Consider the following 25,989-nt stretch of genomic DNA (forward strand, 5'->3'; position numbering starts at 1 on the left):
GATCACTACATTTGAGAAAACTATCTTTTAATATACTCTAATGAATACCGATTTGCTTATTACCGGCTATGAAGTTGTAGACGTTCGCTTCCCCACCAGTCAGTTTCTTGACGGCTCAGATGCCATGAATCCCGATCCGGATTACTCTGCCGCTTATGTTATTTTAAAAACTTCACAAGATGATTTAGAGGGACACGGGCTCACCTTTACTATTGGTCGCGGTAACGAGCTTTGCGTAGCCGCCATCGACTCGATAATGCCTCTTATTCTTCATAAATCGCTAGCATCTTTTACTTCAAATATGGGTGCTTTTTGGAAAATGATTACCGGTGATAGTCAACTGCGCTGGTTAGGTCCCGAAAAAGGAGTGATTCATCTGGCCACAGGAGCTGTGGTAAATGCTGTTTGGGATTTATATGCTAAAGCGGAGGGCAAACCACTATGGAAACTGCTGGCCGATATGAGTCCGGAACAATTGGTCTCTTGCGTGGATTTCACTTATATTACTGATGCTATTACTCCTGCTGAAGCTACGGCGATGCTTAAAAAGATGGAATCTACCAAGCAGGAACGTATAGATTACCTACTACAAAACGGTTATCCAGCCTACACCACCTCTGCCGGCTGGCTGGGGTACAGCGATGAAAAAATGCGCAAATTGTGCCGGGAAGCAAAAGCCGAAGGCTTTAAGCATATGAAGATTAAAGTAGGTAAAGACCTTAAAGATGATATGCGTCGAGCCCAGATTATTCGTGAAGAGATAGGCGACGACCTTAAATTAATGATGGACGCCAACCAGAAATGGGATGTAACCGAAGCCATCGCAAATATGGCTGAACTCAAGAAATTTAATCCCTGGTGGATTGAAGAACCTACCAGCCCTGACGATGTGCTGGGGCACGCCGCCATTGCAAAAGCCATTGCTCCCATCAAAGTGGCAACTGGTGAGCACTGCCAGAACCGTGTGATCTTCAAACAACTGATGCAAGCAGGTGCCATCGAAATTTGCCAGATAGATAGCTGTAGACTGGCCGGGGTAAATGAAGTACTCGCCGTATTACTAATGGCTGCAAAATTTGAGATTCCCGTATGCCCGCATGCGGGTGGCGTTGGGCTATGTGAGTATGTACAGCATTTGTCTATGATTGATTTTATTGCTATAAGCGGCTCACTTGAAAATCGTATCATTGAATATGTAGATCATTTACATGAGCATTTCTTTGATCCGGTAGTGATTATGAATGGTGCTTATATGCCCCCAAAAATGCCTGGTTACAGCATTACCATGAAACCTAACTCCTTAAATGATTATCAATTTCCTACAGGTAAAATCTGGCAGGAAATCGCTAAAAATAAATAAGATTATGAAGAAACGAGCTTATATCACAACCTTGCTTTTCTTAAATCTCTATACGGCATTAGCCCAGGCTACCTACAAACCTTCCGAAGCAAATCTGGAAAACAGAGCATGGTTTCAGGATGCCAAATTTGGGTTATTCATTCACTGGGGGTGTATACAGCATTCTGGGGGACGGTGAGTGGGTTATGGAACAGCAAAAAATTCAAAAAGACCGGTATGAGCTACTCCCCTCTTTTTTTAACCCTCAGCAATTTGATGCTGAAGAACTGGTAAGTCTTGCCAAAGCTGCCGGCATGAAATACATCACTATAACCACCAAACATCACGACGGCTTTGCTATGTATGACTCTCAGGTTTCAGACTACAATATTGTAGACGCAACACCTTATGCTAAAGACGCGTTTAGATTACTGGAGCAAGCCTGTAAAAAAGCCGGAATTAAACTTTTTGCTTATTATTCGCAGGTTGACTGGCATCATCCCGATTATTTTCCGAGAGGCAAAACCGGTCACGGCTTAGTTAGAGAAGAATCAGGTGACAGGAATACTTATCTAAAGTATCAAAATGCCCAGATTAAAGAACTTGCCGAAAATTATGATATCGCAGGCTTTTGGTTTGACGGATATTGGGATCAAAACGATTTGAAAAAAGCAAATAAACCTTATCAGGAATTTGATTTAGAGAAAACCTATACAATTATTCATGATGTAGATTCGGGGTTACTTATAGGCAACAATCATCACTTATTACCTGTTGCAGGAGAAGACTTTCAGATGTTTGAAAAAGACCTTCCGGGAAAGAATACAGCTGGATTTAGTGAAGGTTCTCAAATAGGTAATCTACCCTTAGAAACTTGTGAAACCATAAATCATTCCTGGGGTTTCAACTTACAGGATGATCATCATAAATCTACAAAAGAACTCATACAGTACCTTATCAAAGCGGCTGGTAATAATGCTAATTTTCTTTTGAATATAGGACCTATGCCCAATGGAGCTATCCAGAAGGAGCATAAAGAACGCTTAAAAGAACTGGGAGCTTGGATGGATATAAATGGTGAAAGCATCTACAACACACGTGGCGGCGAATACCAGAATGAATATATGGTTTCCACTAAAAAGTCTAAAATTCTTTATTTGCATATTTTAGATAAAGAAGTAACATCTGTCTCTATACCTGAATTTAAAGACAAAATAAAAGATGTTGTATATTTTAGTGATGCTACGCCTGTAAATTATACCCTAAGAAAAGGAAAGCTAAGTTTCAAAATCGATTCTGACTATCTCAATGACCTAGATACCATTATTAAAATAACTTTAAAATAAAAACATGTCGGCATTTCAATTAACAGGAAGAACAGCAATAATCACCGGAGGTGCCAGCGGTATTGGCCGTGCCATCGCACAGGTGTTCGCACAAAACGGAGCTCGAGTTCACATCTTGGATTTTAATGAGAAACAAGCTCAAGCTACTGTAGAAGCTTTTAAAGCAGAGAACTTAGAAATTTATTATAATATATGCGATGTTTCAAATGCAGGGGAAGTACAACAAATTGTTGATGAGATTGCTATGCAAGGTAGGATTGACATTTTGGTGAGCAACGCCGGCGTGGCTCATGTGGGAAATATTGAAAATACCACTGAAGCTGACCTGGACCGGATTTACGCCATCAATATAAAAGGGGTATATAATTGTGCCAAAGCAGCAATTAAACACATGAAGGGTAAAAGTGGCGTCATTATCAACATGGCTTCCATCGCTTCATCGGTAGGAATTTCAGATCGTTTTGCTTATTCGATGTCTAAAGGCGCTGTACTCACGATGACCTATTCTATCGCCAAAGATTACGTAGATGAAGGGATTCGCTGTAACAGCATTTCCCCTGCCCGTGTGCATACACCATTTGTGGATGGTTTTATCGAAAAAAATTATCCGGACAACCAGGAAGAGATGTTTGAAAAACTATCAAAAACCCAACCTTTGGGCCGTATGGGTAAACCGGTGGAAATTGCACATCTCGCTCTTTATTTGGCCTCTGATGAAGCTTCCTTCATCACCGGAACCGACTTCCCCATCGATGGAGGATTCATAAAATTAAATGGATAACTTTTTAAATAGAAGATTATGAAATTAATACGTTTCGGCGAAGCCGGAAAAGAAAAACCAGGAATACAATTAGATGCCGGCAAACGCATCGATATATCGGCTTTTGGTGAAGATTACACCGAAGCTTTCTTTGAAACTGATGGTCTTGACCGTCTCAAAGCCTGGTTAGAGAAAGAACAGGAAAATTGCCCTGAAGTTTCTCAGGAAACACGCCTGGGTGCACCTCTGGTAAGGCCCTCTAAAATTGTTTGTATTGGCCTTAACTATATCTCGCATGCAAAAGAAACCGGAATGGACGTGCCAAAAGAACCTATATTATTTTTTAAAGCAACTTCTGCTATTGTAGGTCCCAACGACGATGTAATTATACCCAAAGGAAGCGAAAAAACAGACTGGGAAGTGGAACTTGCTGTGGTCATTGGCAAAAAAGCCTCCTATGTAAGCGAAGAAGATGCCCTGGATTATGTGGCGGGTTATACGCTGCACAACGATTACAGCGAACGAGCATTTCAAATAGAGCGCGCCGGCCAATGGGTTAAGGGAAAAAGCTGCGACACTTTTGCTCCTTTAGGCCCTTTTATCGCCACCAAAGATGAAATCAAAGATCCCAATAACCTCAACCTTTGGTTAAAACACAATGGTGAACAGCTACAAAACAGCAACACTTCAGACTTTGTATTTAATGTACAACAGGTAGTAAGTTATATCAGTCAGTTTATGAGCCTGCTTCCAGGAGATATCATTTCTACAGGTACGCCTTTTGGTGTGGGTATGGGTTTTAAACCGCCACGTTATTTAAAACCGGGTGATGTGGTCGAATTAGGTATTGAAGGCCTGGGAACTTCCAAACAAACTGCTAAAGCCTGTACCTAATCTTTTTTATATTGGTGTAAATACATCAACTGAAAGTATAGATAAATAATCCTTGAGTAGCCATCCAAAAAAATACTTGAGGATTATTTTAGATTTTCTTTAAAGAGTCAGCCTTTAAATTGAGTGGCTGTACTGCCAGTTCGTAACTGTAAAAGTTTAAATTCTTTTATAAAGGACTTTTCTTTTTAAGCATTACCTGACTTTATGCTATAAGAAAAAAATAGAAACCAAAAAAGCAGGTATTTCTACCTGCTTTCCAATCAATATTCTAACTAAAGAATCATCATTTAGTGATCATCTTCAGCAAAACCAGTATCTCTATACCCTGCTACGATATAAGGACTATTAGGGTCGTTTGCCAATTCTATCTGAAACGATAGACTATCAACAACTGTTCTACTTCCAGAAGCTTCAGTTCCATTAGGAATAATTAAACCTTCAGTAATCGTGGCAACTCCTTCTTCATCATAAAGGTTTACAGCGTCCGTAGTAGAAAAATTTAAATTTTCCACATCACCGGTAGCCTTTACTTTTAAAGGAAACCAATTTTCATTATCATCAACAAAAATTGTATTATCATTCTTAGCCGTATTATAAGTAGACAAAAGAAAATATGCCGATTGCACTTCACCGCTCATCGAGTATACACTTACATACCACTCTCCACTTAATTCTTTTGTATTTGTTTCACCGGCATCATAATCTGCATATCCATCATCCTCACATGAAAATAGGAAGCAGGACAGTAATACCAGCAGTATCGCATTATATCTTATATTCATTTCTTTTAATTTTTAAATTTACTTAAGGAGTTACTTTATCAAGCCTTAATCCAGATAAACTAAAACTCTGTGAAGCGAGTGTTGCTCCCCAGGTCATTGTCGTTTTATCTGCTGAAATTGAAGGGGCGTCAACAGTCCACACACCAAAGGCATTTGATCCTCCAGGGGAGCTGATATTATCTCCATTCACCGTGATCGTCGATGGCACTGCATAATTGGGACCATAGTTTACACCATATTCATAATGTCCTACAAGAACATCTGTAATATCAAAAACGTTCGGGTCTTCAGTCGAGCTGATCAATACCGGAAATTCAGATCCATTACCCGAAGAGCCATACCAGAATCCGGCAATGCTACCATTGTTTTCATAAACATATACAGTTCGATCCAAAGTAGCCTCGAAACCATCTTCATTCTCAACACTATAAGTTAGGGAATACATCCCAGGAGCAGAAACATCTACATCTCCATTCGTTTTATAATCCACATTTTCCCCTTGAATAATAGCCTCGATACCGGGATCGTCAAAACTTGTCCCTTGTTCTACTAAAACCGTTTCATCACCTAGTAATGTTAATTCAGGATAGTAGGTTACTTCCGAGGTTATCGGGTCTTCCGGGCTACAACTATTAAAAAGCGTTGTCATAGCCATTAAGAATAATATACATTTTATTTTATTCATTTTATCTTTTTTTAATTAGTCCTGATTCCACCAAACTTCCTGTAAAAGATTTGGTTTTTGCGTCAAATTACTATTTCTCTGAACTTCATTATCGGGATAATAAATACTTGCAGGAATCTGACCTTCCGGTAATACAGAGGCCAAAGAATAGATCCTTCTTCCTTCTTCATAAGCTGGATCCTGAGTATCTACTAACAGAGGATATCCCGTTCTTCTGGTTTCTATCCATGCCTCTATATTATTTACATTGGCAAGAGCAGCCCATTTTTGATTGATAATCGTTTCTAACTGATCTTCAAGATCGGCTGTGGCATCAAAAGCATAAGCTCCATCGGGACTGATAAGATCCATAGCATCTGCAGTAGATAGCCCATATAATTCAAAAGACCTTATCACTCCTTCCTCATATTTTTCCTGCGCCTGCTCACTGCTGCCATATCTTGCATAAGCTTCTGCCTGAAGGAAAGAACTCTCCGGTAAGCTCATAAGATATACTGGAGTTGTTGGCTGGATATCAGGACGGGCAAATTCCTGAGCCTGATAACCACCATAAGGTTCTGCCAAAATTCCAATTCCCTGTTCAATTCCGATATATTCACCTTCTGTATTAGGTTTAAAAACTCGTTCCAAACGAGGATCATTATTTCTTGTATAAAATTCAAGTAATGAATTACTCGCTACATCATTAACATCACCTAAAGCCTGAATTTGTACTTCGTAATATGGATTTCTTTTTGAAGTTGCATCTGTAAATGCCGTAAAAGATGCATTTTCAGTAAGAAAATTTCCTTCACTTAATAAAGTGGTAACAGCAGCACTATTCGCTTGATCTGTATTAGACATTCTTGAATACAATTTTAACTTTAATGTATTCGCAAATTGCACCCATTTGTCCATATCTGCAGCAAAAATTAAATCCTGCTGTCCTACGTCACTATTAATATTATTTCCTTTATAAGAAGCTAATGCTTTATCAATTTTACTCAAAAGATCCAAATAGATTTCCTCACCTTCATCTGTCGATGGAGAAATATTAGAGCTTCCCTGAAATGCTTCATTATAAGGAACATCTCCAAAAACATCTACAAGATATTGCATTGTATATGCCTTTAAACAAGTAGCTATTAAATAAGTACCAGTATCTCCTTGATCTTCAGATTCACTAAGTACAAATTCTAAATCATTTAACGCTCCCGCATATAATTCTGTCCATAAACGGTTGGCATAATCTGTATCCAAATTATACTGATCAATAGCATCATATTGCCCTGCACTAGGTGCCTGCGTATAAAACTGTGCAAACATTCCTCCAAGATTAAAGAACTCGCCTCCCATAATCGTTGTAATAGAACCCTGGGCTGCAGAAAGTGCTAATCCTTTATTAATTTCCTGGGGGGTATTAGGATCTGTATTTATATCTAAATCATCGCTACAAGAGGTTAATGCCAGCAATGAAATAAAAATTAAGTTAACTAATTTCTTCATAATAATATTGTCTATAATTAGAATCTTGTTTTTATACTAAATCCTAAGCTCCTTGTACTTGGATTAGCACTAAACTCTCCGAATTGACTGGATAAATCAGTACCAAAAGTTGAAATTTCTGGATCGATAAATTGGTTACTTTCTGGTGTCCACAAAAATAAGTTTCTTCCTATAATTGAAAGAGATAGGTTATCCAAAGGTGTTTTATCCATTAATTTACTAGGTAAACTATAGCTTAATACTACCTCTCTAAGCTTTAGAAAAGATTTATCAATAACTGTATTTCTGCTTAAAGCAGTAGCACTATAATAGTCATCCATATTCGCTCTGGAAATTGCAGTAGTGTTTTCCACATAAGTAATACTTCCATCATCAGTCACAGATTGCTGAACGGAATTAGGCACAATAAAAGGTTGCCTGTCATTATACATCGTAGTTACAGAATTTCCAACAAATCGGGTAATATCCGCAGTACGACTGTACATTAATCCCCCCTCACGGAGATCAAATGTAAAATTTAATGATAAGTTCTTATATGAAAATTCATTGGTAAAACCTAGCGTATAATCGTATTGCGTATCACCGTAAATCTCTTTAGTACTCGCAGCGATTGGAATACCATTGGAATCTACCACAATTTGTCCTTCATCATTTGTCTGTGGTACAGATCCTTCAATCAGAGCTAAAGGCATACCTTCCAGAGCTACCAGCGATGTTGTACTTAAACCTCCTAGTGAAACCTGAGTTAAACGCTCATCCAATTCTTCTAATCTTGAGTCGTTCGTAGCAAAATTGAACGCCATATTCCAATTGAATCCTCTAGAGTTTCTGAACACCGCTAATTTTAAAAGCGCTTCGATACCTTCGTTACTAATCTCTCCTAAATTTGCAGTTTGGCTAGTGTAACCAGTTGTTGCTGCTAGAGGTAAGAACAAAATTTGATTCTCTACACGTGCATTATAATAAGTAAAATCAAGTGTAATTCTACTTTTGAAAAATTCAAGATCTAGGCCTACTTCAAATTCCTTTCTTCGTTCCGGTTTTAAATTTGGATTTGCAGCGCGATTTCCTACCTCATAAGCATTAACTCCACCTAAAGGAAAGTTAAGATTGCCAAATCCCTGGTTATCAGCACTTCCCGATACATAAACCGGATTGATCTGATATGGATCAGTATCTACCCCTACTTCACCATAGCCTGCTCTAAGCTTACCATAGTTAAGTACATCGCTTATACCATCAAAAGTTTTTGTGAACAACCAACTCGCATTTACGCCTCCATAAAGTACAGATCGATTTTCTTCTGGAAGCGTAGAATACCAGTCATTCCTAATATTTCCAGTTAAATACAACTGATCCTTAAAACTAAACGTAGTATTATTATAAAGTCCATAAAGTCTTCGTTCACTTTCAGATGAACTTGCTTGTGGGTTTTCGCCAGAATTACTTAAACTGTAAAAACCGAATAAATCCTGACTTCCTACAGAAGCTGCAAGTGATCTTGAAGTCCTGATATTGTAATTGAATCCAAAAGTAGATTGAATTCCTAAGTCGTTGTTCACCTCAGCATTCAAATCATAAAGAATATCATGGTTTAATTGCTTCACCATTCTGGTACTTTCAGAATAGGAGCCTGGTTGAACCGTAGAAGCTCCTGCGTTTGGCGATCCCGGTTCAGGATCTACAATAGCAGTCCAGAACTGGGTATTATCGGTATATTGATCCAAACCAAATCTATAGGTTACTTTAGACCAATCAGTCAGATCATAAGATGCCTCTAAAGCCCCATAAACACGCTCCTTTTCATATGCGGATCCATCTTCATTTAAAGTAAAATACGGATTGGTGATTCCATAAGGAGTATAATAATTTGATATATTATTGAATTTATTATTATAGTCTTTAAATTCATTGATATTCAGATCATTAGGTATCTGCAACAAATTGTTTAATACCGTTAATCCTTGCCCGGTGGCTACAGAAGCACCTTCGGTATTTACATAATTCAAATTCCCGGAAATCTTTAATTTCCCCATTTTACTTTGGGCGTTTAAACCAATAGTATTACGATCATAACTATCAGCATCTGTTGGATATATTCCATCTTGTCGTAAATTGGAATATGACAAACGTACAGTAGAATTTTCATTTCCTCCTGAAACCGCAACGTTATTTTGGAAGAATGTTCCTGTGTCAAAAAAATTCTCTAATTGATCCTCCTGAAATAAATAAGGCTTTAGACGTTGTGAATTATCCACAACATTTCCCCATACGCGGGGAGTACCATCAAACCTTGGTCCCCAGGACCCATTCTCATTTAAACGGTGAGTAAAATCCCACCCTTGTCCGTAAGTTGATTGATAATTTGGTGTTCTGGAAATTCTAGTAAAAAATGACGTACTACCCAGCTCAACACTTAATTTACCGGACTGACCACTTTTAGTTGTAATAATAATTACCCCATTAGCTGCTCTAGAACCATATAAAGAAGTGGCAGATGCTCCTTTTAAAATTGTCATACTTTTAATATTATCCGGGTTGATGTCCTGTGAACCACGACCAAAATCATATCCCCCACCAAGACTACTTGAAAATGCAGATCCATTATTGATCGGCACTCCATCAACTACATATAAAGGCTGATTTGAACCTCCCATAGTGCTAATACCGCGAATAATAACTCCAGATGAAGCTCCTGGATCTGTTGAAGCCGCAGAGATATTAACCCCGGCTACTTTTCCTTTAAGGGCATCGGCAATATTGGATTGCGCACCTCTTGTAATTTCTTCTGCATTAACGGTGGTTGTGGCCGAACCTAAAGAAGCTTTTTCTCTTTCAATACCAACAGCAGTAACGACAACTTCATCAAGCTGTGCCGTATTTTGCTCCAAAGTGGCATCGATAGTTGTGGCTTGCTGAACGGTGATCTCTGCAGTAATCATTCCTACGAATGAAAATACTAACACATCACCTTCCGATGCTTTAATGGAATACTCTCCATCAAAATCTGTTTGAACCCCATTATTGGTTCCTTTCACAATTACATTAACCCCTGGTAACGGCATCCCATCCGTATCAGAAACCGTCCCAGTAATGGTATTGCTTTGTGCAAATGTGGAGATGCTTGTTAGCAAAAAGAGTAACAAACACCCAAGATTGTAGTGAATTCTCATAAATTTTTACTTCGTTAAAAATTAGGTCGGCTAATCTAACAGTAAAAAAGTCGCGAATTTGCAATATGATTCCAGCGGTTAAGTATCTGATACCAATAACAACATTTATGAATCCGTTTGCAAATATTAATCTTTGTTTGGCATATTAATTTCTTTAGATTTTAATAAAAATCTTATTTTTGAAATTATTTTTTATCAAATATTCAAACAATTAATTTGTTTGTCACTTACCGAAAATTATAATTCGGAATCTAATACGGAATAATTCAACTAATTATACATTTTTCCTATTTTGTCAGTCTTAAAAAAATCACATCAAACATCTCTTTCTCTTTATGCAACATTTTGTTTTTCAGAACAAAGACTTTAGATCACATCCCTTATTCATCAATCTATCTTTGATTCAATATTTAGCCACTGTTGACAAAGATTTATTGATCGGATCTGGAAAAGTGTTTATATGCTTCACTTATGGCAATTTCAAGAAAATCACTTCTGATGGATCTAAACCTGAAATTGAGCCTGTAGAAATCCAACCTGTAGAAAATTTTTACAAGATAGGAGCTTCGAAAGAATCCAAACTCGTCGCTATTAGCATAAAACCGGATTTATTATACAATATGGTTAAATTGCCCAAAAATCCAATTTCTGCAAATTTATTTCCTCTACTACCTCTTGATCTTCAAGAACTCTTTCTACAATTAAGAAGCAAACTTTCTCATGTGACTGATATTAAAGAGGCTGAAAAAATTATACTCGAACATTTATCCCCTTTTATTAATGAATGGTCAGAGCCAACTCCTATTACTCCAATAATCAATTTGATTTTTGAAAAAGAAGGAAAAACAACAATTCCGGAAATCTTAGATCAATACCCGCTGTCGAAAAGTAGTCTTCATGCACACTTTAAGCGATATATTGGTTTTCCTCCAAATTTTTACATTCGTCTAATACGGTTCAATTTCATTCTTAGAGGCATTCTTAGAAATTCTTACAGCATTCAGGAAGCAATCTATCAAAATGATTATTTTGACTATTCACATCTTAAAAAAGATTTTGCGCGATTTACAGGAATCAGCCCAAAAGAGCTAAATAAAATTAAAAATAAAAGCTTGACAGAAGTTTTCGAAAAAATTAATTACCGAATTAGTTAAAAATCTTTAACTTATAGTACTAATTAGAAAAGTTCACTTAAGGAAAATGAATTTATTTACAGTTTTTTTCTACATGATCTATATACTTTTGTAATCGAACATGTCATTTACATCAAAATGACGAACGCAAAATGAAGGATTATGAAGATATTAATTGTAGATGAAAATCTCGATAAGAGAATAGAGATATGTAAACTACTCAACACTAAGCCAGAAAACTTTAAAGTATTTGATGCAGAAGACTTTAATTCCGCAATCGATATTGCTGAAACAAAGGAACCCGATCTTTTTTTCTCAATATGGATATTGACTCGAGCGCTACCTCCCGATTTATTTATCAGATAAGAAATAAGCCTAAAAAGTCCATCTTTATTCTATACTCGAAGGAACCTAAAAATGCTGTACATGCGTTTGATTATGGCGCTCAGGATTTTTTAATTGAATCCTTCAACAAACAACGTTTCTATAAAAGTATAGACAAGGTGATGTTGATTAGAGAATATCTGAAACTTAGTGATCAGTCATTTGGAAATCTGAAACTTAATGCACAGGTACCCATTATTTTGAAGTCTCTACCTGTTAAACTGGGAAACAAAACCATGTTCATTAAAGTGAATACTATTAAATATATTATAGCAGACCGTTATTACGCTGAAATCTATACAAAAGATAAAAAGCATGTCATCAGAGAATCGCTAACGAAGCTATTTCAATTACTCCAGGAAGATTACTTTTTTAGAATTCACAGATCATATATTATCAATATTAATTTTTTACAGGAAATCATACATTCTGAGAAATCTGAGTTAGATGTTCGTATGGAAGATGGCAAGCTATTACATGTAAGTAGATCACATCGGAAATCTTTTGCTGAAAAACTGGCAATTTAGCACACTGGTAAATTTCGAACGTCAAAACAACCAACTTAAAAGACATTTCTTTAGTAGGAATACATCTTTTAAAATTCAAAAATAACACAAACCTTTCTATCAGCTACATTATTTTAAAGCAAAAAAGCCTGTGAAAACACAGGCTTATTTTTTTAGGCTAAATCAAATAATTTTAATATGAAAAAAAATATATTCTGTTTTTTCTAAAATTATTTTTTTAAATGTACAATCAATTATGTTCCATTCTTTTGATATGATTCGAATGGCCCCGGAAATGATTTAAATGGACATAAAGAAAAAACTAAAATTTTTACACTCTAATTATCACTATTTTGTATTTCAAATGGCTATTTCTTAGTAAATAAGTAATCTAAATATTTCTTTGATAAACCATTAGGTATGATTGATAATATAAAAAAATTAATACCCTAAAATTCTTGTTTCAATAAATATTCTATGGATTCAATTTCTTTTGCTATCTATATCTGACTGTCTCTATCCCTCTAATAAAAGTTGGTAGTAGGATAATATTCTTACTAGGTTATTCCATTTTAATAAATGCAGAAAGTCTTAATCCCCTTTTTGAGAGATTAGAAACTTTTATCTCTGTTTAGAAAAAATAACGAAATTAATATCAAAAAATCTGAACTTTTAAATGAAGTAACTATACAATCATTTTTTTATAATCCAATGAATTCTTTTATAAAAGACTTTTCTTTTAAAGCTATCATTTTCTCTTTTAGCTTTTATTCTTTAAACAGGCAACACTTTTGCCCATCGCTTATAACCTTGTCAAAAAGAAGTCTTACCTTAAATAGCCGTTAATAGAAGGATTATCCCGATCTGCTTCATAATCGAAAAAAATATACCCTATATTTTTTAATGAGCCATATACCTCACAAAGTTTACTTCCTGAATAATGGGTTTTATTTACAGTTTGACTTGTGGCATTAAAAAAATCTTCGGTTATCAAAAAATAAGAATTGCTTTTTATTGGATTTTTTAATAATTGGTGAGCTTCTATCACTGGCTTACCATACAATTTCTCAAAACCACCTATCGTATAAGTTGATATTTCCCCATAGTGAGCCACCAGTTTTAATGAAAGCTTAATTTCAAAACCATATTGTAAACTAAGCGTATTGACCTTATGGCTAAAGGCTGATAGCATTTGCTCGTATTGCTTTTTAACCTGTTGCAAGGTGAGAGTAGATTTTTTATAGAACAAGATCGCATCACCTTCTATTTCTGAAATCGTAAGGTTTAGAATATTTTGATCGATTATCACCTGAAGCAGCTCAATAGTGATCTCTTTTCCTAAGGAAAAATCCATGGAATTAACAAAACTGGTAAAACCACTAATATCAGGAATAATAATTGTCCCCTCAAATGAATTGGACTTTACTCTAAATTCAGTATTCTTTAATGGCCTTATGATTCCTTTTTTATCCCCTTCCATAGTTAAATTTAGAAATTCTTTCTAGTATATAGGTTATTTTTCCCGGTTATTGCACCAAAGAAATAAACCGATCTTTCACTTCATCACAAATGATCACCGAATTGTACGTACAGTTTTTAAGGGCTACCGGATCGAAACTGTAAATATTGATTTTATCGGGTTTAAATTCTTTGCACTGTAAGTGGGTATACATATTTAGTGCTGCCTTCGCACATGAATATCCTGTAAGATCATAATTGGAATAACAAAATGTCTCGTCATTCATCTTGGAAAGATCTCCCAAGGCACTGGTTACATTTATTATTTTGGGAGCTTCACTGTTTTCCAGTAAAGGTTTCATTAACTGAATGATTCTTAAAATCGAAAAGAAGTTGATTTCAAACAAATATTTTACTTCACTAATATCCAACTGGTCAATTTTATGGCCAAAACCATTCACCGTCTCTGCATTATTGATCAGTAAATCCAGTTGTCCATATTCCTTTTTTATTTTATCTCTTAGATGTAAAAGGCTATGCTCTGAAGTAAAATCAACCAGGATAAGATCAAAATCCCTCACACTATTCCCCTCCTGCGAAAGTTTATTATAGCTTTCTTCGCCTGCTGCAATGATCACTTTATAATTCTGATGTAACAAAAGGTTAGCCATAGCTTTACCTAAGCCATTTCCTGCTTCTGTTAATACTGCAACTCTTTTCCTATCCATATCATACTACCTTTTTAACTTTACAAATTTACGAATGCTCCACAAGTAAAAATATTTTAGTTCCTTAATTATTCTGACTTTATGCTTTACAATTACGACTTTCTAAACTGATTAGGAGTTATTCCACTATGCTTTTTAAAAAAGCGGGTGAAATGAGTGGGCTCCTGAAAATTTAAACGATAAGAAATTTCTGCAATATCAAGCCCCGAATACTTCAGTAAACTTTTACTTTCATTAAACAGGCGTTCACTAATAATGTCCTTGGCCGTCTTACCAGTAAACTGCTTTAATGTAGTGGTTAGATAATTGGGGGTGATATTAAGTTTTTCCGCATAGTCTGTTACATTTTTGGTATCTAAATACATTTTATCAACCAATATTTCAAATTGATTCGTAATGGACTGCGGTCTGGAGACATAATTATCTGTTCTGCTATTCTTTTCGAAAATCGCCTTGCAAAAATAAAGTAAAGAGACCAGCATGCCTTCCAGCATTTTTTCCTGATAAGGATGTGGATTTCTGGAAACCGAATAAATACGCTCCATATCAAAGGATAAAGAACGGTACTCTTCTGATGATAACATCATAAAGTTATTCTCTGATATTTTTAGAAAAGGAAAATCATTAACCAAATCTGAAAAAGAATTGCCTAAAAACTCTTTTTTAAACATGATAAAATAGCCTTGTAGGTTTTTATCCCGAAACCAGGAAAAAAACTGCCCCGGCACCACAAAAAATAACGGATGTCCCTCCAAATTCAAAATGTCGGTATTCAGGTTAAATTCTGTATCTCCAAAATTATTTAAAAGACCAATTTGATAAAAGCCCTGACGATAAGGGGGCATACAACGTCTTGTTGTAGGCTCCAGGCTATCGGCCTTAAAAATATCGAAATAAGGAATCTGACTCCTATGAGGGAAATCAATCGCTTCATAGTAGTCATTAAATGTATCAAAAACAGGGATGTTCCCTTTATCCATGAATTAACAATTCTTATAATTTGGGTAAACTCCGGTAACTATTTACCGTAATTCACAAATAATCAGTGCTGATTTTATATGCTGAAATTAGTGTTTCCCGTCAGATTAGCGTTCAATAGTTTAAAAATAATATTTAATAACATTAGTGCTGACTTAATTTCATCTTTTCAAATTTAATTTTCAGTTCTTCATCAGAGATAATCTCCCAACCTCCGCCTAATGCTTTATATATAGCTATAAGCGAAGTTGCCGATGATATCTCACTCATCGCCAACGAATTTTCAGCAATAAGCAACGCATTGTCTGCACTTAGATAATCAATAAAGTTATCAAGGCCTGCATTAAATCTTTTCTGGGCAATTTCTGCAGCTTTAGCACTAGCCATTGAGGAATTTTTTAAAATCTCCCTTCTTTTCAGCTCATGAGAATAATTGCTCATACTGGTTTTTATTTCTTCTAAGCTTTCCAAAACCACTTTCTCATATTGCGCCAGAGCAGCCAGGGTTTCAGCATCATTTTTTCTTATTTGCTGTTTAACCCTGCCCAAATTAAAAGCGGCCCAGCTAATGCTTGGCAGCAGGCTCCAGGTAAAAGATTCCTTACTCCCGAAATTGGCAAAATCTACAGCAGAAAAACCTACAGATCCTCCAAATTCAATTTTTGGGTATAGATCCGCAACAGCGATATTATAGGCCGAGATTTTGACCTGAAGTGCTGCTTCGGCTCTTCTTACATCTGGTCTGCGACGCAATAATTCCTTGACATTTCCCAGGTGTACTGATGCCGGTAAATCTGGCAAAGCCTGTTTGCCAATGATATCCCCAGAAAGCTTGCCGGGAATCTCACCGGTCAAAATGCTTAAACTATTTTTAAGTGCTTCTATCCTGGCTTCTAGCGGAGGAATACTTGCCCGGGTGCTTTCTAATTGCGCAAGGGCACGGGAGACATCAAGAGTATTACTGGTTCCTGCATCAGACAGTTTAAGGGTTAGATCGTACGTATCCTGCTGCCCCTTAAGGTTTCGTTGTGCGATATCCAGTAAATATTGTGTTCCCCGTAACTGTAGATAATTTGTAGCCACTTCAGCAAATATACGCAGATAAACGCCGTGCATATCAGCCAGCATCTGCTGATTATAAGCATAAGATCCTTTAACCCTATTGGAAACCCTTCCAAAAATATCTGTCTCCCAGACGGCATCCATACTTCCACTATACGTACTATAAGTAGGGTTCATACCCGGTACAAACACATTTTCTCCTAAACGGGTCCTGTTATAGGATCCATTCATTGTTACCACAGGCCAACGATCAAATTTACGTGCCTTTAATGAAGCTCTGGATGCTTCAAAATTTGCGACAGCAGTATTAATATCTAAATTATTGGTACCTGCTCTTTCAATCAGCGTATCCAAAACAGGGTCTTTAAACGCAGACCACCACCGCGTGATATGCTCCTGATCATTAAATATAGTATCCTGAAGTGCTTTGGTTAAATAATCATTATTCACCTTAACGGGATCAGAAACCTGATACGCTCGTTTTTGAATTCCACAGGAAACTAAAACCAATAAACTTACTATTACTATTAAATTTTTCATATCCTTTTTTACTCTTCCTTTGTTTTTTGATTCTCTAAACCTATTGTTCCATTACGGCGTTTAGTAGTCCATTTTCTGCCCAAATAATAGAATACCGGAGTCAGAAATATTCCAAAAATGGTCACACCTAGCATTCCGCTAAATACCGCAATTCCTAATGACACCCGAAGTTCTGCGCCAGCTCCGGTTGCTAAGGCCAGCGGTACTACCCCCAATATAAAGGCCATTGCGGTCATTAAAATGGGACGTAATCTCAGTTTTGAAGCTTCGATTACTGCTTTCTTTAGCTCCATTCCCTGTTCTTCCAGTTGTTTAGCAAACTCAACGATTAAAATAGCATTCTTACTTGCCAGACCTACCAAAACAACCAAACCTATCTGCACCATGATATTATTATCCAGTCCGGCGAGATCGATTCCCAAAATTGCGAATAACAAGACCATAGGCACTATAAATATGACGGCTAGTGGTAATATCAGGCTCTCAAACTGGGCGGCTAATAGTAAAAAGACGAATACCACAGCAAGGAAAAATGCAACACCTGCAGTATTTCCTGCCTGCTTCTCCTGATAAGCGATCTCAGTCCATTCAAATGAAACTCCATCGGGTAACACCTCGTTGGCTAATTGTTCCATTCGTTCAATAGCCTCTCCAGAGCTATAGCCTGGTGAAAAATCCCCGTTTAGAGAGGCTGAAGGATACAGGTTAAATCTTGGAATTCTTGAAGCTCCGGCAGTATTTTCATGACTGGCAATAGTCCCCATGGGAACCATTTGCCCATCACGGTTTCTGATCCGAATTTTATCAAGATCTTCCGGAGTTAAACGATTAGGGGAATCGGCCTGAGCGGTAACCTGAAATGTTCTTCCCAGATAATTGAACTCATTTACAAAAGCAGAACCCATATAAATTTCCAGAGATTGAAAAATATCCTGTACATTAATTCCCAGTTTTTCTGCTTTTACCCGGTCAATATCCAAAAATAACTGAGGTGTCTGGTTATTAAAAAACGTAAAAACATTACTTAAAACAGGATCCTGGTTAGCGGCCATTGCCAGTGTGTTGGTGGCTTCCAATAATTTTTCGGTTCCCAGATTGGCCCTGTCCTGAACCATCATTTTAAATCCTCCTGCATTCCCGATACCACTTACCGATGGCGGAGGAATCACCAACACCATGGCGTTGTCTATTTGCCCCACTTTTGCGCGAATGCTTCCCATAAGTTCGGTATAATCGATATTCTTATCGTTTCTTATATCGAAATCTTCAAGTACCTGAAAAACTACTGCTGAATTTGATGCTATCGTATTAGAAGTAGGATCAAATCCTGTAAAAGAAATTGCATTCGCTACCCCATCAATTTCCAGTGAGATATCAAGAACATCCTGTACAACAGCATCTGTCCTGGATAAAGATGATCCCGGGGGCAACTGTATCACCGTTATAAAATACTGTTGATCCATCGCAGGAATAAAACCTTTGGCCACTCTATTAAATTCGAATCCCGTAAAAGCTACAAGTCCAAAATAGACAATCATAACCAGCATGGCTGTTCTTACCAGTTTCTGAACCGATTTCCCATAATTATTGGAAAGGGAAATCATAAAATGGTTAAACTTGTCTCCTATAAAAACGAAAGGCCTTAACAAGATAAAAGGTTTTTTATCCGTTTTTTCTTCATGACGCATCAATAATGCAGCCATAGCAGGACTTAAGGTTAAGGATACGAATACAGAGATTGCCGTTGCCACCGCAATCGTCATCCCAAATTGTTTATAAAACTGTCCTGATATTCCTTCCAAAAAGGCCGTAGGTATAAACACCGCAATTAATACCAGACCGATGGCCACAAGTGCGCCTCCAACTTCATCCATGGTTTTTATAGCGGCTTCTTTTGGTGACAGGCCTTTGCTTAAATACCTCTCCATATTCTCTACCACTACAATGGCATCATCTACTACAATCCCTATGGCAAGCACCAGCCCAAATAAGGTTAACGTATTTAGCGAAAAACCGATGGCCTGCATTACTGCAAAGGTTCCGATTAAGGAAACAGGTATGGCTAATATTGGTATAACGGCGGCCCGCCAAGATTGGAGAAATAGCAAAATAACAAAGATTACCAGTACAATGGCTTCAAAAATTGTGTGATATACTTCGTCAATAGATTTCTGAATAAACTTTGTAGGGTTATAGGCGATATCATAATTAAGGTCTTCAGGAAAACGTTCTGAAAGTGTCTTCATCTTTTCCTGAATCTCATGAGCTGTTTCCAATGCATTTCCACCCGGTTGTTGAAAAACAGGCATCGCAATAGCAGGCTTTTTCCCCAGATAGCCTCGTGTGGTATAATTTTGGGCGCCCAGCTCTGCTCTCCCAATATCTTTTAGGCGTACAATACGCCCGTCATTATCTTTTATTATAACATCTTCAAATTGCTGTGGCGAAACAAGTTTTCCCTGAGTTTGAATATTAATTTCAAAGGCAGACTGATTTCCCGAAGGTAAAGTGTTCAAAGTTCCTCCTGCTATCTGAACATTCTGGGCTCTTAATGCTGCAACAACTTCAGCCGCCGTAAGATCAAGACTTGCGATTTTATCAGGATCCAGCCAGATGCGCATGGCGTATTCTGCTGCGCCAAAAAGTTGAATATGCCCAATTCCTTTAATACGGGCCAATTCGTCACGAAGCTGTAATACGGCATAATTTGCCATATAAGTTTGATCATAAGTCTCTTCTGGAGAATAAAGGTTGATTACCATAAGCATATCAGGAGAAACTTTTCTGGTGGTCACTCCCAGCCTTCTAACCGACTCCGGCAAACGCGGCTCTGCTATGGCTACACGGTTTTGCACCTGTACCTGTGCTTTATCCAAATCTGTCCCAAGCTTAAATGCTATTTGTACAATAACCCGACCATCTGCAGAAGATTGGGAAGTCATATAGATCATGTCTTCCACCCCATTAATCTCTTTTTCGATTGGAGCAGCAACGGTTTCAGATAAAGTTTTGGCATTGGCGCCGGGATAGCTTGCAACTACTTCAATGGTGGGGGGAGCTACATCCGGAAACTGTGAGGTGGGTAAGGACACATATGCCAAGCCCCCAACGATAAGTATAAGCACACTTAGGACAGCGGCAAAAATAGGCCGCTTTATAAATATTTGACTGAATTTCATAGAATTTTAATTTTGGCGAAACACTCCCTTATTCTCTATTTGGTTTATAAAGTTTTAAGGGAATAGCTAATATCCAGCAAAGGATGTGATATGTTCTTAAATCATGCTGTTTCAAATCTTAGCAGTTGATCTAACATCCAGTATCGAATACTTACATGATTTGAGAGGTTGATTTATTTTTTTTGATCCGGTAAAGGGATGTCTACCACTTTTGGCGAAACCGGCATTCCAGGCCTTATCTTTTGAAGATTATTAATAATAAGTTGATCCTTTGGCTGAAGACCGCTACGAACAATACGTAAACCATTAGAATGTAATGGTCCTAAAGTAAGGTTTCGACTACTCACTTTATGTTCTCCATCTAACACATATACATATCTAAGGGACTGATTTGTTCCAATAATCTCGTCTGGGATCATAAGCGCCTTATGCTCTTCACTTCCAGAAATCCTGGCTTTTCCAAACATTCCAGGTTCCAATAAGTGATCATTGTTATCCATAACGGCACGACTTTCTATCGTTCCCGATTGTTCATCTATTTCGTTATCCACGAAGTCTAATAATGCGGTGTGCATAAATTGTTCTTCATCAGAAAGTTTGATCATTACAGGTATCCCTTCAGATCTAGCATTGCCGCGCTTACCTTCTTTGGCCAGACGTACATATTTAAGATATTCCGATTCACTCTCGGTGAAATAAAAATGGATAGGGCTAGTCGCTACGATTGTAGTGAGCAAGGTTGAATTTGCACTGCCACCATCGATAATGTTTCCTTCATTCACTTTATCCCTACTTACCAAACCTGAAATAGGCGCTTTTACTTCGGTAAATTCCAGATTTAATTTTGCATGATCCACACTGGCAGCTGCCAATTCTAAACTTGCCCTGGCATGAACAAAAGCTTGCTTACGGCGGTCATATTCTTCAGTGGATAATGCACCGGTTTCTTTTAAAGATTCCACTCTTTTATAATTATCCTCGGCAGTTTTTAAACTTGCGAAAGCCTGCTCATACCCCGCTTTTGCCCGCTCTAGTTCAATTCGAAACGGTCTTTGATCAATAACAAAGAGAACCTGCCCTTTTTCTACCATTTGTCCATCACTAAAATTGACCTTTTCTAAAAAGCCACTTACCCTTGCACGAACCTCAACTCGATTACTAGCTTCAAAACGTCCTGAATATTCGTCCCATTCAGTGATTTTATCGTACACAGGCGTAGCAACCTGAACCTCTAGAGCAGAAGAATCAACCTGAGTTATATTTTCCTCCTCTTTTGTTGTAAATGCCAGGATGATCAATAAAACGATGATGCCGGAAATGGCAAAAAATCCAATTTTTTTAGTATTAAAATTTAAATTCATCATGGTGACTTTGATTTATATATTAGAATTTCGAAGCAAAATTAGGACAAGAGGTCACCTGATTAGTAACCAATACTTTTCCTAAAATGACCAAAATCTAATATTGTCTTATAATATGATGAATTATGTCATAACTTCTACCTTGCACTAAAAACTGACAGCAGCTATATACTTAATTATTTGGTATCATAAGCAACTTTTTTATCCATTAACCTAAATGATAACTACCCCGGTTTTGGCACCAAAGGCTACCATGCTTATTAAAAAAAACCAATACTTGTATATGGATAAACAGGCACAACGCACTCAAAATCAAAGTATATTCGTAAAGAAAGCAGTATGTTGCTTTTATTTTGAACTAAAATTTATATGCTTTTTTATATCCGATCCTAAATGAAGGAGTATTGCACAGAAAAGTGCAAAGCCAATACCAATCCATTTGCTCAATGTCATACCCAGCCCAAATCCAAGATCACTATCATAAAAAATATAAGTAATCACTACACTGGTTATAAAGACTGCCGGTACGAGCGGAATCCAGTAATAATTCCCCTGCCGGTAAAGATAAGCCGTACCCGTCCACAGTGCAATAGCAGCAGTAACCTGATTCGCCCAGGAAAAATAACGCCATAACATATCGAAATCGACCACGGTAAGTAACAGAAAAGAAACTGCAAAAATTGGTATCGCAATCATAAACCGATTTTTAAGTTCTTTCTGCGGCCGTTTAATGTATTCTGCGACAATCATACGCGCCGCTCTAAATGAAGTATCCCCAGAGGTAATGGGTAATACGATAATTCCTATCACGGCAATAGTCCCGCCTATAGAACCCAGTATTATTGTAGCCAAATGGTTTACCACTAAACCGGGGCCACCATCTTGTATAAGCTGGTATATTTCCTGCTGGTCTGTTATTGTCATTGCCGCTGCCGCCCAGACCATAGCTATAACCCCTTCGGCGATCATCATTCCATAAAATACGTAACGCCCGTCCTTCTCATTATTAAGTGTTCTGGAAATTATAGGGGATTGTGTTGCATGAAATCCCGAAAGAGCTCCGCAGGATATGGTAAGGAAAATTAACGGATAATAGGGAATATTATCGGGGTGCAAATTTTCAAAATCGATTTCAGGTATGGAATTACTACTAAAAAATATTCCAATCCCAATACCCAGTGCACTTAATAAAAGCATAGCACCCAGAAAAGGGTATATGCGACCTATAATCTTATCAATAGGTAATATCGTAGCAATGGTATAATAAAGAAAAATTGCCGCTGTGATAAGCATTAGAGTTTGCTGGCTACCGTCTAATAATTCACTAATCATCTCTGATGGTGCTACTACAAACACGGTTCCTACCAGTAAAAGTAGCAATAAGGCAAAAAGGTTCACCAGATGACTAAAAGGTTTACCGATATATTTCGCCGCAAGCGCGGGAAGTTGCAAACCTTTGTTCCTTACCGATATCATTCCGGTAAGATAATCATGTACCCCACCCGCAAAAATACATCCCAGTACGATCCATAAAAAGGCTACCGGCCCATAAAGTGCTCCAAGGATAGGCCCAAAAATGGGTCCCACACCAGCAATATTGAGCAATTGTATAAACGCATTTTTTTGCTTTTTTAGGGGTACAAAATCTACTCCATCGTTTTCGGTATGAGACGGAGTATCTTGCTCTTTGTCCCTAGCTCCAAATATTTTTTCTACGAATTTGCCATAAGTAAAATATCCCAGGATGAGTAAGAGGATAGAAACGATAAATGTGAACATGGATATAGCAGTCTTTTAGTACACAAAATAACCTTATATTTAGTCTCTTGCAAATACATTTAATTTTAAATTCCAGCGATAAAATTTAGAATAATCTCAAAAGAAGAAGATTAGGTAGTCCAAAAAGAGGCTAAAGACAAGTTTACGATTTATATTCTTTAAAAATAATCTTATTTTTAAAGAATATCGTATTTAGAGTCTTTTAATAAAAAGAAAAGTGATTGATCATACATCGATAGTTTTCCCTATCAAATAGCTACGTATTTTTTGAGCCGAATAGACATTCTAATCGGCTCATGCTCATTATTTATAACTTCTATTTTTCTTTTGAAAGATAAAATATACAGAAAACACATATAGTGCACTTAATACCAACAATCCAAAACTTGCTAATATTCCAAATGCACTATTTAATATACCCATTAATGGCGGAATAACCGCTCCCCCAACAACAGCCATAATCATTAATCCTGAAATTTCGTTTGCCCTGTTTGGTATTTGACTTATAGTTAAAGAAAAAACTAAAGGGAAAAGATTTCCAGAACTTAGTCCTATCAAAAAAATACTAACTTTTGTAAACGTAGGATTTGGTGAAAATATGAGAAATACTAAAAATAGTACAGTGCTTAGTGCAGACCATAGTAAGAATTTATAATTATCGATTTTACTAAGTAGCATTGCTCCACCAAAACGACTAATCATTAAAGAGGTAAAGTAAATGCTAATGCCAAGGGACGCATTTTCTAAAGAGACGCCAAACCTTTCTACTAAAAGATTTTGGATGTTTGTATTCATCCCCACATCAAGCCCCACAATTAAAAAAATAGCTAATACCATACTCAAGACAAAAGGATCCTTAAGTAATTTAATAGAACTGGAAAAAGAAGCTTTGACCATCGACTCACTTTCTTCAATTGAAGTAAGACCAAGACCTATTCCTGTAAGAATTGAGATGATACCATAAACCAGAAAAACAAGCTTCCAATCGCCAAACAGGCTTACCATATATGTAACGATAATTGGACCAAAAAGAGAACTTAGTGCTTTGATAAACTGAGATAAACTCATAAAACTTGCAAACTTCTTGTCACTTACCACATCTTTTAAAAGAGGATTAGAAGCAACCTGAATTATAGTATTACCTACTCCTAATAGAATAAAAGACCCTAATAGGGTAATATAGGTATATACGATAAAAGGAATAAACATACCTATACCTGTAAGCGCAATACCCATTAATAATAATTTTCTTTTTCCGTAATTATGCTGTAGGATACCTATAGGTATAGAGAGAAAAAAGAACCAAATAAATACCATAGAAGGTATTAATTGAGCTGTTTCTGGAGAAAGATCAAAGTCCCGTTGTGCATAGCCTGTACTTACTCCAACAATGTCGACAAACCCCATAACGACATAGGTAAATAAAACGGGGAATAAAGCTTTATAATTTAGTTTATTAGTTGCCATTACATCAGTTTTATTATTGGGGTTATCTCTTTGTAATAGTGATCATCTAATAAAATAGCACTACCAATAACAGCCGATTGTTCACCAAATTCCGATATTTCAATATTAATTTGAGGAAGTTGTTTGCTTAACGAGCTTTCAAAATATGGATAAGCTTTTGAGATATTGCCTCCTAAAACTAAAACCTCTGCATTAAACTTATTCAAAAAAGGCGCTAAAAAAAGCCCCAGATCTTTTCCGAATTGATCCATAGTGTTTTGTGCAAATTCATCTTCTCTAGCCAGTTCAGAAATCCTACGGACATTCGTCACACTCTTACCTGTACGCTCTTTATAATCACGAAGAATCCCCCGAGTAGAAAAAAGCTCATCTGCTACTTTTCCTTTATACAATTGATTATATAAAAATCCCCCCTTGGGCACCCTATCATCTTCAATTATAGGCTTGCCAGAGGCCAAAAAACTGGCCCCAAGCCCCGTTCCTAATGTAATGGCCACCACCCGCCTATAATCCCTGGCACATCCAATCATCGCTTCTGCAATCGAGAACGCAGTGGCATCATTTATAAATCGAATTTTAGAAGGATCAATTTTTAAGTGTCTTGCAAGTTCAGTTCGGATATCCACTTTATAAAGGGCACTTAATTTATCTACATTTTCTATAAGACTTATACCGTTATAATAATCAAAAGGGCCAGGCATAGCAACACCAACACCTTCAACTTTAACATCTACCTTCTTCCTACAGGAATCAATGGCGCTAGCCCATGCCTCGATGATTTCATTTTTTGATCCCCTGGAATTTACTTTTCGGTAGATTAAACTGTCTGTAGCTATGGATTTACTGGTATGGTCATAAATACACGCAGTAATATGACTTCCCCCAATATCAACTCCTATACTATGCATTATTTTTTTAAGATTAATAGTTTAACTTTTACAGTGATACCC

20 protein-coding genes are annotated in these 25,989 nt (G+C 37.0%); 7 read left to right on the top strand and 13 right to left on the bottom strand.

Annotated features, from left to right (window positions below; genetic code table 11):
* The first annotated feature begins 40 nt into the window (after nt 1-40).
* The 5 genes from AC13DP_RS10950 to AC13DP_RS10970 are packed head-to-tail and all read left to right on the top strand — an operon-like array spanning nt 41 to nt 4,339.
* Nucleotides 41-1,360, top strand: a complete 1,320-nt coding sequence (locus AC13DP_RS10950; protein ID WP_483067800.1) for an L-fuconate dehydratase — start codon at nt 41-43, stop codon at nt 1,358-1,360.
* Between the two features lie 4 nt (nt 1,361-1,364).
* On the top strand, nt 1,365-1,538 hold the full coding sequence (locus tag AC13DP_RS10955) for an alpha-L-fucosidase (RefSeq protein ID WP_483067801.1): 174 nt from the start codon (nt 1,365-1,367) through the stop codon (nt 1,536-1,538).
* A 7-nt stretch (nt 1,539-1,545) separates the two neighbouring features.
* Entirely contained in the window at nt 1,546-2,685 is a 1,140-nt protein-coding gene (locus AC13DP_RS10960; RefSeq protein WP_483067802.1) for an alpha-L-fucosidase, read from the top strand.
* A gap of 4 nt (nt 2,686-2,689) precedes the next feature.
* Nucleotides 2,690-3,466 (top strand): SDR family NAD(P)-dependent oxidoreductase, encoded by a 777-nt coding sequence (locus AC13DP_RS10965; protein ID WP_483067803.1) that lies wholly within the window; start codon nt 2,690-2,692, stop codon nt 3,464-3,466.
* 18 nt (nt 3,467-3,484) lie between these two features.
* Nucleotides 3,485-4,339, top strand: coding sequence for a fumarylacetoacetate hydrolase family protein (locus AC13DP_RS10970; RefSeq protein WP_228249313.1), 855 nt, complete (start codon nt 3,485-3,487; stop codon nt 4,337-4,339).
* 287 nt (nt 4,340-4,626) lie between these two features.
* Here the strand turns inward: AC13DP_RS10970 and AC13DP_RS10975 are convergent, their stop codons facing one another.
* Genes AC13DP_RS10975 through AC13DP_RS10990 form a run of 4 tightly spaced genes read right to left on the bottom strand, consistent with a single transcriptional unit; the run spans nt 4,627 to nt 10,464 of the window.
* Entirely contained in the window at nt 4,627-5,121 is a 495-nt protein-coding gene (locus AC13DP_RS10975; protein ID WP_483067804.1) for a lipid-binding protein, read from the bottom strand.
* Between the two features lie 22 nt (nt 5,122-5,143).
* Nucleotides 5,144-5,806: an immunoglobulin-like domain-containing protein gene (locus AC13DP_RS10980; RefSeq protein WP_483067805.1), complete on the bottom strand. Its 663-nt coding sequence runs from the start codon at nt 5,804-5,806 to the stop codon at nt 5,144-5,146.
* Nucleotides 5,807-5,821: 15 nt separating this feature from the next.
* On the bottom strand, nt 5,822-7,291 hold the full coding sequence (locus AC13DP_RS10985) for a SusD/RagB family nutrient-binding outer membrane lipoprotein (protein ID WP_347406726.1): 1,470 nt from the start codon (nt 7,289-7,291) through the stop codon (nt 5,822-5,824).
* 17 nt (nt 7,292-7,308) lie between these two features.
* A complete protein-coding gene (locus tag AC13DP_RS10990; RefSeq protein WP_483067806.1) occupies nt 7,309-10,464 on the bottom strand; it encodes a SusC/RagA family TonB-linked outer membrane protein in 3,156 nt (1,051 codons plus the stop codon).
* Between the two features lie 335 nt (nt 10,465-10,799).
* Between AC13DP_RS10990 and AC13DP_RS10995 the strand changes: the two genes are divergently transcribed.
* A complete protein-coding gene (locus AC13DP_RS10995; RefSeq protein ID WP_483067807.1) occupies nt 10,800-11,618 on the top strand; it encodes an AraC family transcriptional regulator in 819 nt (272 codons plus the stop codon).
* Nucleotides 11,619-11,917: 299 nt separating this feature from the next.
* Nucleotides 11,918-12,508, top strand: a complete 591-nt coding sequence (locus AC13DP_RS11000) for a LytR/AlgR family response regulator transcription factor (protein ID WP_483067808.1) — start codon at nt 11,918-11,920, stop codon at nt 12,506-12,508.
* A gap of 805 nt (nt 12,509-13,313) precedes the next feature.
* Here the strand turns inward: AC13DP_RS11000 and AC13DP_RS11005 are convergent.
* The 9 genes from AC13DP_RS11005 to AC13DP_RS11045 all read right to left on the bottom strand — a co-directional run bounded on the left by AC13DP_RS11005 (nt 13,314) and on the right by AC13DP_RS11045 (nt 25,947).
* Entirely contained in the window at nt 13,314-13,967 is a 654-nt protein-coding gene (locus AC13DP_RS11005) for a DUF2652 domain-containing protein (RefSeq protein WP_228249306.1), read from the bottom strand.
* A gap of 46 nt (nt 13,968-14,013) precedes the next feature.
* Nucleotides 14,014-14,673, bottom strand: coding sequence for an SDR family NAD(P)-dependent oxidoreductase (locus AC13DP_RS11010; RefSeq protein ID WP_272958276.1), 660 nt, complete (start codon nt 14,671-14,673; stop codon nt 14,014-14,016).
* 92 nt (nt 14,674-14,765) lie between these two features.
* Entirely contained in the window at nt 14,766-15,653 is an 888-nt protein-coding gene (locus tag AC13DP_RS11015) for a helix-turn-helix domain-containing protein (RefSeq protein ID WP_013073734.1), read from the bottom strand.
* 142 nt (nt 15,654-15,795) lie between these two features.
* Nucleotides 15,796-17,253 carry an efflux transporter outer membrane subunit gene (locus tag AC13DP_RS11020; protein ID WP_483067809.1) on the bottom strand — a complete coding sequence of 486 codons (1,458 nt, stop codon included), beginning with the start codon at nt 17,251-17,253 and terminating at the stop codon, nt 15,796-15,798.
* Nucleotides 17,254-17,261: 8 nt separating this feature from the next.
* Nucleotides 17,262-20,432 carry an efflux RND transporter permease subunit gene (locus AC13DP_RS11025; protein ID WP_483067810.1) on the bottom strand — a complete coding sequence of 1,057 codons (3,171 nt, stop codon included), beginning with the start codon at nt 20,430-20,432 and terminating at the stop codon, nt 17,262-17,264.
* A 173-nt stretch (nt 20,433-20,605) separates the two neighbouring features.
* Nucleotides 20,606-21,796, bottom strand: coding sequence for an efflux RND transporter periplasmic adaptor subunit (locus AC13DP_RS11030; RefSeq protein ID WP_483067811.1), 1,191 nt, complete (start codon nt 21,794-21,796; stop codon nt 20,606-20,608).
* A 345-nt stretch (nt 21,797-22,141) separates the two neighbouring features.
* Nucleotides 22,142-23,572, bottom strand: coding sequence for a carbon starvation CstA family protein (locus AC13DP_RS11035; protein ID WP_483067812.1), 1,431 nt, complete (start codon nt 23,570-23,572; stop codon nt 22,142-22,144).
* A 303-nt stretch (nt 23,573-23,875) separates the two neighbouring features.
* A complete protein-coding gene (locus AC13DP_RS11040) occupies nt 23,876-25,039 on the bottom strand; it encodes an MFS transporter (protein WP_483067813.1) in 1,164 nt (387 codons plus the stop codon).
* On the bottom strand, nt 25,039-25,947 hold the full coding sequence (locus AC13DP_RS11045) for an ROK family protein (protein WP_228249299.1): 909 nt from the start codon (nt 25,945-25,947) through the stop codon (nt 25,039-25,041). The genes AC13DP_RS11040 and AC13DP_RS11045 overlap by 1 nt, the downstream gene beginning before the upstream one ends.
* Nucleotides 25,948-25,989 lie beyond the last annotated feature (42 nt).

The sequence above is a fragment of the Zunongwangia sp. L-65 genome, from assembly GCF_056859415.1.

Excerpts from the sequence above, each read along its gene's own strand:
- AC13DP_RS10960 (WP_483067802.1), top strand. The coding sequence starts at position 1,546 with ATGGAACAGCAAAAAATTCAAAAAGACCGGTATGAGCTACTCCCCTCT.
- AC13DP_RS10995 (WP_483067807.1), top strand. The coding sequence starts at position 10,800 with ATGCAACATTTTGTTTTTCAGAACAAAGACTTTAGATCACATCCCTTA.
- AC13DP_RS10950 (WP_483067800.1), top strand. The coding sequence starts at position 41 with ATGAATACCGATTTGCTTATTACCGGCTATGAAGTTGTAGACGTTCGC.
- AC13DP_RS11015 (WP_013073734.1), bottom strand. The coding sequence starts at position 15,653 with ATGGATAAAGGGAACATCCCTGTTTTTGATACATTTAATGACTACTAT.
- AC13DP_RS11010 (WP_272958276.1), bottom strand. The coding sequence starts at position 14,673 with ATGGATAGGAAAAGAGTTGCAGTATTAACAGAAGCAGGAAATGGCTTA.
- AC13DP_RS10965 (WP_483067803.1), top strand. The coding sequence starts at position 2,690 with ATGTCGGCATTTCAATTAACAGGAAGAACAGCAATAATCACCGGAGGT.
- AC13DP_RS11040 (WP_483067813.1), bottom strand. The coding sequence starts at position 25,039 with ATGGCAACTAATAAACTAAATTATAAAGCTTTATTCCCCGTTTTATTT.
- AC13DP_RS10970 (WP_228249313.1), top strand. The coding sequence starts at position 3,485 with ATGAAATTAATACGTTTCGGCGAAGCCGGAAAAGAAAAACCAGGAATA.
- AC13DP_RS11020 (WP_483067809.1), bottom strand. The coding sequence starts at position 17,253 with ATGAAAAATTTAATAGTAATAGTAAGTTTATTGGTTTTAGTTTCCTGT.
- AC13DP_RS11045 (WP_228249299.1), bottom strand. The coding sequence starts at position 25,947 with ATGCATAGTATAGGAGTTGATATTGGGGGAAGTCATATTACTGCGTGT.
- AC13DP_RS10980 (WP_483067805.1), bottom strand. The coding sequence starts at position 5,806 with ATGAATAAAATAAAATGTATATTATTCTTAATGGCTATGACAACGCTT.
- AC13DP_RS11030 (WP_483067811.1), bottom strand. The coding sequence starts at position 21,796 with ATGATGAATTTAAATTTTAATACTAAAAAAATTGGATTTTTTGCCATT.
- AC13DP_RS11000 (WP_483067808.1), top strand. The coding sequence starts at position 11,918 with ATGGATATTGACTCGAGCGCTACCTCCCGATTTATTTATCAGATAAGA.
- AC13DP_RS10990 (WP_483067806.1), bottom strand. The coding sequence starts at position 10,464 with ATGAGAATTCACTACAATCTTGGGTGTTTGTTACTCTTTTTGCTAACA.
- AC13DP_RS10955 (WP_483067801.1), top strand. The coding sequence starts at position 1,365 with ATGAAGAAACGAGCTTATATCACAACCTTGCTTTTCTTAAATCTCTAT.
- AC13DP_RS11005 (WP_228249306.1), bottom strand. The coding sequence starts at position 13,967 with ATGGAAGGGGATAAAAAAGGAATCATAAGGCCATTAAAGAATACTGAA.
- AC13DP_RS11035 (WP_483067812.1), bottom strand. The coding sequence starts at position 23,572 with ATGTTCACATTTATCGTTTCTATCCTCTTACTCATCCTGGGATATTTT.
- AC13DP_RS11025 (WP_483067810.1), bottom strand. The coding sequence starts at position 20,432 with ATGAAATTCAGTCAAATATTTATAAAGCGGCCTATTTTTGCCGCTGTC.
- AC13DP_RS10985 (WP_347406726.1), bottom strand. The coding sequence starts at position 7,291 with ATGAAGAAATTAGTTAACTTAATTTTTATTTCATTGCTGGCATTAACC.
- AC13DP_RS10975 (WP_483067804.1), bottom strand. The coding sequence starts at position 5,121 with ATGAATATAAGATATAATGCGATACTGCTGGTATTACTGTCCTGCTTC.